Genomic DNA, 12,866 nt, shown 5'->3' with positions numbered 1-12,866 from the left:
AATGTCGCGCGAGAATGAGAAAATGACTGCCATGGAAGTCGTGCTCGCGACACTCGATCTGGAAACGATCGAGATGAACCTGTTTCGCGGCAACAGTCCGCAGGTCGGCTGGCAGCGCGTCTTCGGCGGGCAGGTGATCGGCCAGGCGCTGATGGCGGCGCAGCGGACAGTGACGGATGATCGTTTCGCGCATTCGCTGCATGCCTATTTCATGCTCCCCGGCGATCCCGCTGTCCCGATCCTCTATCAGGTGGACCGGCTGCGGGACGGCTCGAGTTTCAATACGCGCCGTGTGCTGGCGATCCAGCACGGCAAGGCGATCTTCGCAATGACGGTTTCCTTCCAGATCGACGAGCCCGGTTTCGAGCATCAAGGCGAGATGCCGCGAGTGCCGGCTCCGGAAGAGCTGATGGACGAAGAGCAGATCAAGGAGCGCTATATCGCCAACGCGCCGGAGAATGTGCGCCGCTATTGGGAGCGGAAGCGGGCGATCGAGATCCGGCCGGTGTCTCTCGATCGCTATTTTTCTCGTTCGCAGCCCAGCCAGCGGCAGGATATCTGGGTTCGCTTGACCGGACCGGTACCGGACGATCGGCTTTATCGGAATGCGGTGCTTGCCTATCTCTCGGACATGACGCTCATCGACGCGGCGCTGCATGCGCATGGCACCTCGGTTTTCGATCAGGGCCTGCAGGTCGCGAGTCTCGATCATGCCATGTGGTTCCACCGGCCGTTCCAACTCGATGACTGGTTGCTCTACACACAGGACAGTCCAAGCGCCTCGGGCGCGCGCGGATTGGCCCGCGGTAGCCTTTTTACTCGGTCCGGTGTCCTGATTGCGTCGGTTGCGCAGGAAGGATTGATTCGTAAAAAGGCAAATGATTAAATAATATGCAAATTTTCAAATTTGCATATTATTTATGCGCGATCGGCGCCGCGATCTGCCGCTTTATTAGGTGTCCTCCATAAAGGCTTTAAATTTCAATTGGTTATAATAGTGTCACGAATCTGGCACGTCCCTTGAATGTGTATCTTCGGTCGCTGCTGAAACAGTCGTCAGCGGCAAGGAGAATCGGCTCCGTGCCGAGGGTAACAAAGGATGGGAAACCAGATGAAAATTGTGATGGCCATTATCAAGCCGTTCAAGCTCGATGAGGTCCGTGAGGCCCTCACGGCTGTCGGCATCCAAGGCCTGACTGTGACCGAAGTGAAGGGTTACGGGCGTCAGAAGGGACATACCGAAATCTATCGTGGCACGGAATATGCCGTCAGCTTCCTGCCGAAGCTGAAGATCGAAGTCGCGGTCGCAACCGAAATCGTCGACAAGGCAGTCGAAGCGATCGCCTCGTCCGCCAAGACCGGGCAGATCGGCGACGGCAAGATTTTTGTCTACTCGATTGACCATGCCGTGCGCATCCGTACGGGCGAAACCGATTCAGACGCGCTGTAAGAGACGGCCGATCAGGGAGTTATTTGCAATGACATCTACTAAGCTTTCCTCCACCTTCGCACGGGTGGGCGCGCTTTCCGCGGCTCTGCTTACGCCGGCGATAGCTTTCGCGCAGGAGGCCGCTCCGGCTGCTGCTGCCGCGACCGCCGCTGCTCCGGTTCCGGACAAGGGCGATACCGCCTTCATGTTCATCTCCACCATCCTCGTGCTCTTCATGCTCGTGCCGGGTCTTGCGCTGTTTTACGGCGGCCTCGTCCGCTCGAAGAACATGCTTTCGGTTCTGATGCAGTGCACCATGATCGGCGCTGTCGTGATGCTCCTCTGGGTTCTCTACGGCTATTCCTTCGCCTTCGGTGGCGGCACAAGCCCCTATTGGGGCGGCACGGCCAAGATGTTCCTGTCGGGCGTTTCGACCGCGACCACGGCTGCGACCTTCTCCAAGGGCGTCGTCATTCCTGAGTTCATCTTCATGCTGTTCCAGATGACCTTTGCCGCCATCACGCCGGCCCTGATCATCGGCGCCTTCGCCGAGCGCATCAAGTTCAGCGCGGCCATACTCTTTTGCGCGCTGTGGGCGACCTTCGTCTACTTCCCGATCGCTCACATGGTCTGGGATTCGAACGGCATGCTCTTCAAGATGGGCGCTCTCGACTTCGCGGGCGGCACCGTCGTTCACATCAACGCCGGTATCGCCGGTTTCGTCGGTGCCCTGCTCGTCGGCAAGCGCGTCGGCTTCGGCAGGGACATGATGGCCCCGCATTCGATGACGCTGACCATGGTCGGCGCATCCATGCTCTGGGTCGGCTGGTTCGGCTTCAACGCCGGTTCGAACCTCGAAGCTTCCGGCGGCGCAATGCTCGCGACCGTGAACACCTTCATCGCCACCGCAGCCGCCATCATCTCCTGGTCGCTGGTTGAAACCTTCACCCGCGGCAAGGCTTCCATGCTCGGCGGCGCTTCGGGCATGGTCGCCGGTCTCGTCGCCATCACGCCTGCCGCCGGTATCGCCGGTCCGATGGGCGCGATCGTCATGGGCCTGATCGTCTCCCCCTTGTGCTACTTCTTCGTCTCCGTCGTGAAGAACAAGTTCGGCTACGACGATACGGCTGACGTCTTCGGCGTACACTGCATCGGCGGCATCTTCGGCGCCATCACAACCGGCATCTTCGCCAGCGCCTCGCTCGGAGGCGTCGGTTATGCAGACGGCGTCACCATGGGCAGCCAGGTCGGCGTGCAGCTCACGGCCGTCATCACGACCATCCTGTGGTGCGGCATCGGTTCGGCGATCCTCTACAAGATCGTCGACATGATCGTCGGCCTGCGCGTGTCGCCGGAAGCCGAGCGCGAAGGTCTCGACCTCGCCTCCCACGGCGAAGCCGCCTACCATAATTCCTGATCTGCAGCTTGAGGCGCCGGGACAAATTCCCGGCGCCGCTCAACATCCCGTCGCGGCCCATCTATCAAAGGTGAGCCGCTCTTGGCCCGGACCTCGGTTCGGGCTTTTTTTTGGCGCGACCGCTCGCCACAAGCCCATATTTCACCGATTCGCCCGCCGCACCCGCATGGTTAACATGGCATTAACCCTCCTCTGATTAGGTAGAGCTGACGTACTCTGTGAGTGGCCATGAGGCCGATTCGCGCGGCTTTCGACAACGAACGGGCTGGATAATATGGGCAGAAGCAATTCGGCAGCGTTGGGCGGTCCTTCCGGCCGTCTTTCGCTTTCGGGAGTGGTTTGGCGACAGGTGAGGGGCCTCGGCGGCTTCGCGCTGCTGTTCCTGCTGGCGCTTGCGGTTGCGGCACTGGCGACATGGAACGTCATGGACCCCAGCTATTCCTATGCCACGAGCAACGCACCGACGAACATACTAGGCTTTCCAGGCGCTGCCTTCGCCGACATTCTGATGCAGGCACTCGGTCTTGCCTCCGTCGTCGCGCTGCTGCCGGTCGTTGCCTGGGCTTTCGCGCTGATTTCCAACCGCAGAATCCATCGCGTGCCGGCTCGCCTCGGCGCCTGGGTCGGCGGAGCCATCGTTGCCGCCGGTTCCATCGCCTGCTTTCCCGCGCCGCCGACCTGGCCGATCCCGAACGGCATCGGCGGCGTCATCGGCGACATCCTTTTGCGCTTTCCCGCTCTTTTCATCGGCACCTATCCGAGCGGCGTCTTCGCCACGGTGTTCGGCTCCATTCTCGCGATTCCCGCGGCCTGGCTCATGCTGTTTGCCGCCGGCGTTCTTGGCCGCAGCCTGCCGGAAGACGAGGAGGATGAAGAGGAATATGAAAACACGCAGAGCCGTGCGCGTAGCGTTGGTGATGATGACGAGGATGACGATCGCGGCGGCTTCCTGGCCTTCGGCGCGCTCATGCACTCCTGGTACAATACGCAGGCGCGGCTTCGCCGCCTGTTCGGCATGGGGCCGCGCAAGCGCCGCGACCACGCCTTCGATGCGCCCTACGACTTCAACGACGACGAGTTCGGCACGCTGAACGAGCCGGCGCGCGCCAAGGCGCCTGTGGTTCGCGGCGAACGCGTCGAGCCGTCGATGGACGGCCCGGCGCCGCGCCGCGTCGTTTCTCCGCCGTCGATGAGCATCGACGATGACGAGGATGAGGACGACGATCCCTCCTATGAACGCGAGCTACCGCGCCCGGCCGGCATTTTGCCGGATGATGAAGAGGACGAATGGGCGCTGCGTGCTGCTTCGCCGAAAGTGCCCGGTGGCCATGCCGGCCACCGCGTCGTTCCTGCCGCTGCCCGACCGAAGCCCGGCATCCGCGCCGAGCGCGAGGCGCAGACCTCCTTCATCCGTCCCTATGGTTTCCAGCTTCCGGCCGTGCATCTGCTTGCCGAGCCGAAGACCATCGTGCGGGACGCAACGCTGTCTTCCGATGCGCTGGAGCAGAATGCCCGCATGCTCGAGGGCGTGCTCGAGGACTTCGGCGTCAAGGGCGAGATCATCCATGTCCGTCCCGGCCCGGTCGTGACGCTTTATGAGCTCGAGCCTGCGCCGGGCATCAAGTCTTCGCGCGTCATAGGTCTTGCCGATGATATCGCTCGCTCGATGAGCGCGATCGCCGCACGCGTCGCCGTCGTTCCCGGCCGCAACGCCATCGGCATCGAATTGCCGAATTCCACGCGCGAGACGGTCTACCTGCGCGAGCTGATCGCCAGCCGCGATTTCGAAAGCTCGAAGGCCAAGCTTGCCATGGCGCTCGGCAAGACGATCGGCGGCGAGCCCGTCATTGCCGATCTCGCCAAGATGCCGCATCTGCTTGTTGCAGGCACCACCGGCTCGGGTAAATCCGTCGCGATCAACACCATGATCCTGTCGCTGCTCTATCGCATGACGCCGGAACAGTGCCGCCTGATCATGATCGATCCGAAGATGCTCGAACTCTCCGTCTATGACGGCATTCCGCATCTGCTCTCGCCCGTCGTCACTGATCCGAAGAAGGCTGTGGTCGCGCTCAAATGGACCGTCCGTGAGATGGAAGAGCGCTACAAGAAGATGTCGAAGATCGGCGTGCGCAACATCGACGGCTTCAATACGCGCGTCGAGCAGGCCGTCGCCAAGGGCGAGGCGATCAGCCGTACCGTGCAGACCGGCTTCGACCGCCAGACCGGCGAGGCAATCTACGAGACCGAGGAATTCGATCTAAAGCCGATGCCGTACATCGTCGTCATCATCGACGAGATGGCCGACCTGATGATGGTCGCCGGCAAGGATATCGAAGGCGCCGTGCAGCGTCTGGCGCAGATGGCGCGCGCGGCCGGCATCCATGTCATCATGGCGACGCAGCGTCCGTCCGTCGACGTCATCACCGGCACGATCAAGGCGAACTTCCCGACGCGCATCTCCTTCCAGGTTACCTCGAAGATCGACAGCCGCACGATCCTCGGCGAACAGGGTGCCGAACAGCTTCTCGGCATGGGCGACATGCTCTACATGGCCGGCGGCGGACGCATCCAGCGCGTCCACGGCCCGTTTGTCGCCGACGGCGAAGTGGAAGACATCGTCTCCTACTTGAAAACGCAGGGCTCTCCCCAATATCTCGATGCGATCACTGCCGACGACGATGACGACGACGATGGTCAGGGTCCGGCAGGTACGGCCAACCTTTCCGACTCGGAGGATCCCTATGACCAGGCCGTGGCGATCGTGCTGCGCGACGGCAAGGCATCGACCTCCTACATCCAGCGCCGCCTCGGCATCGGCTATAACCGTGCCGCTTCGCTGATCGAGCGGATGGAACAGGAAGGCCTGATCGGCCCGGCCAACCACGCCGGCAAGCGCGAGATTCTCGTGCCGACCGAAGCGGATGTTCTCGATCGCTAAGGGTCGCTAGCCCCATGTCACACATCCCGAATATGCTTTCGGAGATTTGATCGCGGCCCTTGATCGCGCATGGGCCGCAGCGCCATGAAGACGCCGATTTTGCGCGCCATGGACAAAGCATTGAAGGAGAATTCGATGAAAAAGACCGATGCGCAGCCCTCGACCCGCCTGAACCTGACCCGCCGTCATTTCCTCGGCGCTGTGCTGGCGGCGGGCGCGGCAGGCGCGATACCCGTTGCGGCCTTCGCGCAGGCACAGGCTGCGGCACTCAATCCCGGCATTGCTCAGGCGATCGCAGATCATTTCTCGTCCATCAAGACGATGAAGGGCGGCTTCCTGCAGATCGGGCCGCGTGGCGACCAGATGAGCGGCTCGTTTTTCATCCAGCGTCCCGGCAAGATGCGCTTCAACTATGACCCGCCGTCCCGCATGCGCGTTATCTGCGACGGCAACAACGTCCAGGTCATCAACGACCAGACGCACACGAATAACATGTATCAGCTCTCGAAGACGCCGCTGAGCCTGCTGCTCGCCAACAAGATCGATCTTTCCGCCGACATGGTGCGCAATGTCGATGCGCAGCCGGACCTGACCAAGATCACGCTCGGCAATCGCACCGTCTTCGGTGATTCGACCATCGCCATGATCTTCGATTCCAAGACGTACGACCTGCGTCAATGGACGGTCATCGATCCCCAGGGCAAAACGACCGATGTCATCATCAACAATGTGAAGACCAATCTGTCCTTTGACGACAGTGTTTTCCGGATCGATTACACCGGCACGAACCGGTGATTTCCTGCCATCCATGATGGGGCGGGGAGAAGAGATTGAATGATCTTCCTTTTCCCTTGCTGCCGGTCTAAATCCCTAGCCTGACTTCGGATAAGGGTTTGGGCATGGGATTTTCGATTGCGACTTGGAACATCAACTCGGTACGGCTGCGCATGCCGATCGTCGAGCAGTTCGTGATGCAGGCCCGGCCCGATATTCTCTGCCTGCAGGAAACCAAGGTTCCGAACGAGCTCTTCCCGCTGTCGCCTTTGAGGGCGCTCGGCTACGAGCACATCATCGTCCATGGGCAAAAGGGCTATCACGGCGTCGCCATCGCGTCGCGTATCCCTCTGACCGAGGATCACCGGCAGGATTATTGCGGAGTCGGCGACAGCAGGCATATCTCGGCGATCTTCGAGCGTGGCGGCCGGCGCATCCGACTGCATAATTTCTACGTTCCCGCCGGCGGCGACGAGCCGGATCGGACGATCAATCCGAAATTCGGTCATAAGCTCGATTTCATAGAGGAGATGAAGCGGCTGCATGCCAATGCCGAGCCGAACACGTCCGCGATCCTCGTCGGCGATCTCAACATCGCGCCGCTCGAACACGACGTCTGGTCGCACAAGCAGTTGCTGAAGATCGTCAGCCACACGCCGGTCGAAACCGACGGGTTGATTGAGGTGATGAAGCGCGGGGCCTGGCTCGATCTGATGCGCCAGCAGGTGCCGGAGAACGAGAAGCTCTATACCTGGTGGAGCTACCGCGCCAAGGATTGGGAAGCAGCCGATCGCGGTCGCCGTCTCGACCACATCTGGTCGTCATCCGATCTCGGCCCACTCTTGCAACGCATAGAGATCCTGAAAGCGGCACGCGGCTGGGACCGCCCATCCGACCATGTGCCGGTGACCGCGTATTTCAATCTCTGAGAAGCGCAACCGCCGAGGCCAGGGTCTCACGAAAAGCGATGCAGGAGTGCCGCCGCCTGCTTGGCAAGGACGGCGAAATTTTCGCGCACACGGTTTTGGATGAGCAGACCGGCGTCGGGATATTCCTCGATCAGCCGGTGAAACAGCGCCCGCGTGATGCGGATGACATCGGAGTCCTCCAGCGCCACGGCGGTATATTTCCGCTCCACCAGCGTCACCAGCGCCAGCTCGGACAGCATGGCACCGGCATGCACAGTGGCCTCGACTTGCGGTTGGCCAGAGGGATCCAGGGTGGTTAGCTCGAAACTGCCGCGGGCGATGACATAGGCGCATTCAGCCGGCGATTTTTCGCGGAACAGAGTGAGGCCGGCCGTGACATGCCGCCGGTCGGCGCCGAAGGCGATCAACCGCAATGGCTCATCGCCCATGCCGTGGAATAGCGGCAATTGCGACAGCAGACGGATATCGTCGTTGAGCGCCATCTCTATCGCCTATGGAATGATCTTGTAGCCGCCGTTTTCCGTCACCAGGATTTCGGCGTTGGAGGGATCGCGCTCGATCTTCTGGCGCAGGCGATAGACGTGGGTTTCCAGCGTGTGGGTGGTGACGCCGGAATTGTAGCCCCAGACTTCTTCAAGAAGGATGTCGCGGGTGACGACTTTCTGGTCGGCGCGGTAGAGATAGCGGATGATTGCCGCTTCCTTTTCCGTCAGGCGGATCTTCTGGCCGTCTTCCGTGGTCAGCAGCTTCTGGCTCGGCTTGAAAAGATAGCGGCCGACGGTGAAGGTCGCGTCCTCGCTCTGCTCGTGCTGACGCAGTTGCGCGCGAATGCGGGCGAGCAGCACGGCAAAACGGAAGGGCTTGGTGACATAATCGTTGGCGCCGGCTTCGAGGCCGAGGATGGTATCGGAATCGGTGTCATGGCCCGTCAGCATGATGATCGGTGCCTTGAAGCCGTTCTTGCGCAGCAGCTTCACCGCTTCGCGGCCGTCCATATCGGGCAGGCCGACGTCCATGATCAGCAGATCGACAGGAGCGGTGCGAGCGGCCTGGACGCCTTTGCCGGCGGTCGCCTCCTGCTGAACCGTGAATTCCTCGTAAAGGGACAGTTGCTCGACGAGCATTTCGCGCAGGTCGTTGTCATCATCCACCAGCAGAATGGTGCGTGCGGTCATGCGGTTGCGGTCCTCGTTCTTTTGCCTCTTAAGTCCTACGCCAAATTGCATTTTTAGCAAGTCGTGAGGCGGCTCAGGCTTGGTCGTCCAATTGAAACTGCTATGATTTCAAACGAAATCACACGCAAAGCAAAAACATGTGAGGAAAATGCAAAAAGCAAGGGCGGGCGGCAGGCGGGCCTTTTCTACAATCGTCGTCCGTCCGGCGCCGGGAAAACCCACGCGCGCCCTGGTGCGGATCGGGCCGCTGACGGTGCCGGCGGCGATCGGTCGATCGGGGCGCAGCGCGCTGAAGCGGGAAGGGGATGGCGCGACGCCGATTGCGGCGATGAAGCTGCTTTACGGCTTTGTTCGCGGCGATAATGTCCCCTTTCTTCAGACCCCTTTGCAGATGCGGCGTATTCGCAAGGATATGCTCTGGTGCGACCAGCCGGAGGATGCCAATTACAACAGGCTCGTCAAAGCACCCTTCAAGCCAAGCCATGAAGAGATGCTGCGGCGAGACGGGCTCTACGACATCTGCCTGGTACTCGACTGGAACATCCGCTCGCGCCGGCGCCATCGCGGCTCGGCGATCTTCTTTCATCTGATCAAGCCTGGCTACGAGCCAACGGCGGGCTGCATCGCAGTCCATCTTCGCGACATGCAGCGAATTCTTCCGCTGCTGCGCAAGGGAACGATCATCCGGGTGATCTGACCGGTGGGCGGGGTTAAAATACCAATATTGCCCACTATATAGGTTTGCGACCGGCACGCCCGCGCGGGCTAGGCCCGGAACCTTTTCTTTGCGAATTTAAATCACGCCTTCACTCCACCCGCTTCTCATTCTTTGGAGACTTATCGTGACCACGCAACCGACAATCACGTTCAACGACGGCAATTCCATTCCGCAAGTCGGGCTCGGCGTTTGGCAGACGCCGGAGAACGTCGCGCCGATGGCCGTCAGCACGGCCCTGAAGGCGGGCTATCGCCATGTCGACACGGCTGCCATCTATGCCAATGAGGACGGTGTCGGCGAAGGTATGCGCCGGTCCGGCATTGCCCGCAAGGACATTTTCCTGACCACCAAGCTCTGGAACGATGCCCAGGGTTTCGATTCGACCTTAAGGGCGTTCGATGAAAGCCTGAAGCGGCTCGGCACCGATTATGTCGATCTCTATCTTATCCATTGGCCGTCGCCGCATCGCGGTCGTTACCTCGATAGCTGGAAGGCTTTCCTGCGCATCAAGGAGGAAGGCCGCGCCCGCTCAATCGGCGTCTCCAATTTCGGCCAGGAGCATCTGGACCGCATCATCGGCGAGACCGGCGTCACCCCGGTGCTGAACCAGATCGAGTTGCATCCGACATTCCAGCAGAAGGCCCTGCGCGAAGTGCACGACAAGCTCGGCATCAAGACGGAGTCCTGGAGCCCGCTCGGCCAGGGCAAGCTTCTCGGCAACGCCGTCATCGGCAAGGTCGCCGCCAAGCATGGCCGCACGCCAGCCCAGATCATCATCCGCTGGCACATAGACAATGGTCTGGTCGTTATCCCGAAATCGGTGACACCGAGCCGCATCGAAGAAAACCTCAACGTGTTCGACTTCAAGCTCGACGCGGATGATCTAGCCGATATCGCCAAGCTGGATTCGACTGGCGGGCGCATCGGGCCTGATCCGATGAAGGCGGCGTTCTGACGGGCGGAGTTTGCAGAGAGACCATCTCTCCACCGGATTTACGAAGGCTCGGGGTCAATACTCCGAGCCGTTTTACGCTTTGCAATCGCGATCTCTTCAAATGCGGCGGCGGAGCGCATTCACCACCAGCGCGAAGGCCGGTGAGGCCTGCCGCCTGCTCGGATAGTAGAGGTGATATCCGGTAAATGGCGGGCACCAATCCTCGAGAACCCTGACGAGCCGACCGTCGCGCAAATAGGGCTGCACGATGTCCTCCGGAAGATATGCCAGCCCCAAACCCGCCAATGCGGCATTCAGGCGGAGTGCAATATTGTTGAACACGAGCTGGCCTTCGACCCGCACCTTCAGCTCATGCCCTTCCTTCTCGAATTCCCAAGCATAGATGCCGCCATAGGTCGGCAGGCGCAGATTGATGCAATTGTGACAGGTCAGATCCTGCGGCGTCAGCGGTTTCGGCCTGTTCTCAAAATAGGCGGGAGCGCCGACGGCAGCCATGCGCATGTCCGGACCGATGCGAACCGCGATCATGTCCCTCGCCACCTGTTCGCCTAGCCGCACGCCGGCATCGTATCGTTCGGCGACGATATCGGTCAGGCCATAATCGACGATGATCTCCACATGGACATCAGGATATTGCGGCAAGAATGGCTCGAGGGCCGGCCAAAGGATGGTTTCGGCCGCGTGCTCGCCGGCGGTGATGCGAATGGTGCCTGCCGGCTTTTCGCGAAATTCGCTGAGAGCCGCCAGTTCATTTTCGATCTCGTCAAAGCGGGGACCTATGGTGACGAGCAGTCGCTCGCCTGCTTCGGTCGGCGAGACGCTGCGGGTGGTGCGCGTCAACAGCCTCAGCCCCAGACGAGCCTCAAGTCCTCGGATCGTATGGCTGAGTGCCGATTGTGAAACTCCGAGTTTTGCGGCTGCTTTGGTGAAGCTCTGTTCCCGCGCCACGGCGAGGAACGCAATCAGATCATTGACGGGCTGACGCGGCATTCATGAATCTTTCTCATAAGCTTTTGCCACTTCTACCATCTAATCGGGGCCAATCGCACGCTCTAAATCTCTGGCATCAGCAGCCGGAATTGATCGTGCTGCCTTTCGCTCAGAGGACGAAGATCATGGAAATCAAACGAAACGGTTCGCAGCCATCGGGCAAGGGACCGGCCGACTGGTTCACGGGAACGGTCCGCATAGATCCGCTGTTTCAAGCTCGTGATGCCACGCGCGCGGCCGCTGCCAGCGTCACATTCGAGCCGGGCGCTCGCACGGCATGGCATACTCACCCCGTCGGTCAAACCCTGATCGTGACGGCCGGGTTGGGCCGGGTGCAGCGCGAGGGTGGTCCGATCGAAGAGATACGGCCGGGGGACGTTATCTGGTTCGCTCCCGGCGAGAAGCATTGGCACGGCGCTTCTCCCACCACGGCCATGACCCACATCGCCATCCAGGAACATCGCGACGGCAAGGTCGTCGAGTGGATGGAGCATGTCAGCGACGAGCAATATCAAGCCTGAGGGAGAAGAAGCCATGCAGAAGCGCAAACTTGGAAGCAGCAGTCTCGAAATCTCGGCCCTTGGTCTCGGCTGCATGGGCCTGAGCTATGGCTACGGTCCGGCAACGGACACGCAGGAGGCAATCAAGCTGATCCGCTCGGCCTTTGAACGTGGTGTGACCTTCTTCGACACCGCCGAAGCCTATGGCCCCTATAAGAATGAAGAGCTTCTGGGCGAAGCCCTGGCACCCATTCGGGAAAAGGTCGTGATCGCAACGAAGTTCGGTTTCGAATTCGATGCGAATGGCGGCCAAAGCGGCATGAATAGCCGGCCGGAATATATTCGCAGGGTTGCCGAAGCCGCCCTGACACGTCTGAAGACCGACGTCATCGACCTTTTCTATCAGCACCGCGTCGATCCGAACGTCCCGATCGAGGACGTCGCCGGCGCGGTGAGGGAGCTGATCCAGGAGGGAAAGGTCAAGCATTTTGGGTTGTCGGAGGCCGGCGCACAGACGATCCGGCGTGCCCACGCGGTCCAGCCGGTCGCTGCCCTTCAAAGCGAATATTCGCTCTGGTGGAGGGAGCCGGAGAAGGAGGTTCTGCCGACACTCGAAGAGCTTGGCATCGGCTTCGTTCCGTTCAGCCCGCTGGGGAAAGGCTTCCTCACCGGCGCGATTAGCGAAAATACAACATTCGACAGCAAGGACTTCCGCAACATCGTCCCTCGCTTCACGCCGGAAGCCCGAAAAGCGAATCAGGCCCTCGTCGATCTGCTTGGCGCGATCGCGGCGCAGAAGCGGGCGACCTCGGCTCAGATTGCCCTTGCCTGGTTGCTCGCGCAAAAGCCCTGGATCGTTCCGATCCCCGGCACCACCAAAATGCATCGGCTAGAAGAGAACATCGGAGCGGCTGATGTCACGCTTGCCGCCGACGATCTCCGCAATATCGAGAGTGCCCTCTCGCAGATCGCCGTGAAGGGGGACCGTTATCCTCCGCATCTGCAAGCAAGGGTCAATCGTTAAGGGCGCGTTGCCCG

Annotated in this window: 13 protein-coding genes; 10 read left to right on the top strand and 3 right to left on the bottom strand. The window is 60.7% G+C overall.

Features of this window, described 5'->3' with window-relative positions:
- Position 1: 1 nt before the first annotated feature.
- The 6 genes from tesB (at position 2) to QA646_RS15155 (ending at position 7,490) form a co-directional block, all read left to right on the top strand.
- A complete protein-coding gene (gene tesB, locus QA646_RS15180) occupies positions 2-886 on the top strand; it encodes an acyl-CoA thioesterase II (RefSeq protein ID WP_283056243.1) in 885 nt (294 codons plus the stop codon).
- Between the two features lie 213 nt (positions 887-1,099).
- Positions 1,100-1,450, top strand: a complete 351-nt coding sequence (locus tag QA646_RS15175) for a P-II family nitrogen regulator (RefSeq protein ID WP_283056242.1) — start codon at positions 1,100-1,102, stop codon at positions 1,448-1,450.
- Between the two features lie 28 nt (positions 1,451-1,478).
- Positions 1,479-2,846, top strand: coding sequence for an ammonium transporter (locus tag QA646_RS15170; protein ID WP_283056241.1), 1,368 nt, complete (start codon positions 1,479-1,481; stop codon positions 2,844-2,846).
- 274 nt (positions 2,847-3,120) lie between these two features.
- Entirely contained in the window at positions 3,121-5,787 is a 2,667-nt protein-coding gene (locus QA646_RS15165) for a DNA translocase FtsK (protein ID WP_283056240.1), read from the top strand.
- A gap of 135 nt (positions 5,788-5,922) precedes the next feature.
- Positions 5,923-6,582 (top strand): outer membrane lipoprotein carrier protein LolA, encoded by a 660-nt coding sequence (locus QA646_RS15160; RefSeq protein WP_283056239.1) that lies wholly within the window; start codon positions 5,923-5,925, stop codon positions 6,580-6,582.
- 104 nt (positions 6,583-6,686) lie between these two features.
- Complete coding sequence (locus QA646_RS15155) at positions 6,687-7,490, top strand: exodeoxyribonuclease III (RefSeq protein ID WP_283056238.1); 804 nt, start codon at positions 6,687-6,689, stop codon at positions 7,488-7,490.
- 26 nt (positions 7,491-7,516) lie between these two features.
- On the opposite strand, the gene QA646_RS15150 is transcribed toward QA646_RS15155, so the two are convergent.
- Positions 7,517-7,972, bottom strand: coding sequence for a cyclic nucleotide-binding domain-containing protein (locus QA646_RS15150; protein ID WP_283056237.1), 456 nt, complete (start codon positions 7,970-7,972; stop codon positions 7,517-7,519).
- A 9-nt stretch (positions 7,973-7,981) separates the two neighbouring features.
- Complete coding sequence (locus tag QA646_RS15145) at positions 7,982-8,665, bottom strand: response regulator transcription factor (RefSeq protein WP_283056236.1); 684 nt, start codon at positions 8,663-8,665, stop codon at positions 7,982-7,984.
- 148 nt (positions 8,666-8,813) lie between these two features.
- On the opposite strand from QA646_RS15145, the gene QA646_RS15140 reads away from it, so the two are divergent.
- Complete coding sequence (locus tag QA646_RS15140; protein ID WP_283056235.1) at positions 8,814-9,362, top strand: L,D-transpeptidase; 549 nt, start codon at positions 8,814-8,816, stop codon at positions 9,360-9,362.
- A 145-nt stretch (positions 9,363-9,507) separates the two neighbouring features.
- The gene (locus tag QA646_RS15135) at positions 9,508-10,338 is read left to right on the top strand and encodes an aldo/keto reductase (protein ID WP_283056234.1); all 831 of its coding nucleotides are present in this window, start codon (positions 9,508-9,510) and stop codon (positions 10,336-10,338) included.
- A gap of 96 nt (positions 10,339-10,434) precedes the next feature.
- Here QA646_RS15135 and QA646_RS15130 read toward each other — a convergent pair whose 3' ends face one another.
- Positions 10,435-11,328, bottom strand: a complete 894-nt coding sequence (locus tag QA646_RS15130) for a LysR family transcriptional regulator (RefSeq protein ID WP_283056233.1) — start codon at positions 11,326-11,328, stop codon at positions 10,435-10,437.
- 125 nt (positions 11,329-11,453) lie between these two features.
- Between QA646_RS15130 and QA646_RS15125 the strand changes: the two genes are divergently transcribed.
- Both QA646_RS15125 and QA646_RS15120 read left to right on the top strand, forming a co-directional pair.
- The gene (locus QA646_RS15125) at positions 11,454-11,849 is read left to right on the top strand and encodes a cupin domain-containing protein (protein ID WP_283056232.1); all 396 of its coding nucleotides are present in this window, start codon (positions 11,454-11,456) and stop codon (positions 11,847-11,849) included.
- Positions 11,850-11,862: 13 nt separating this feature from the next.
- Positions 11,863-12,852 carry an aldo/keto reductase gene (locus tag QA646_RS15120; RefSeq protein ID WP_283056231.1) on the top strand — a complete coding sequence of 330 codons (990 nt, stop codon included), beginning with the start codon at positions 11,863-11,865 and terminating at the stop codon, positions 12,850-12,852.
- The last annotated feature ends 14 nt before the right edge of the window (positions 12,853-12,866 follow it).

Source organism: Rhizobium sp. CB3090 (genome assembly GCF_029714285.1).
Taxonomy (GTDB): domain Bacteria; phylum Pseudomonadota; class Alphaproteobacteria; order Rhizobiales; family Rhizobiaceae; genus Rhizobium.
This window is presented reverse-complemented; position numbering and strand designations above follow the sequence as displayed.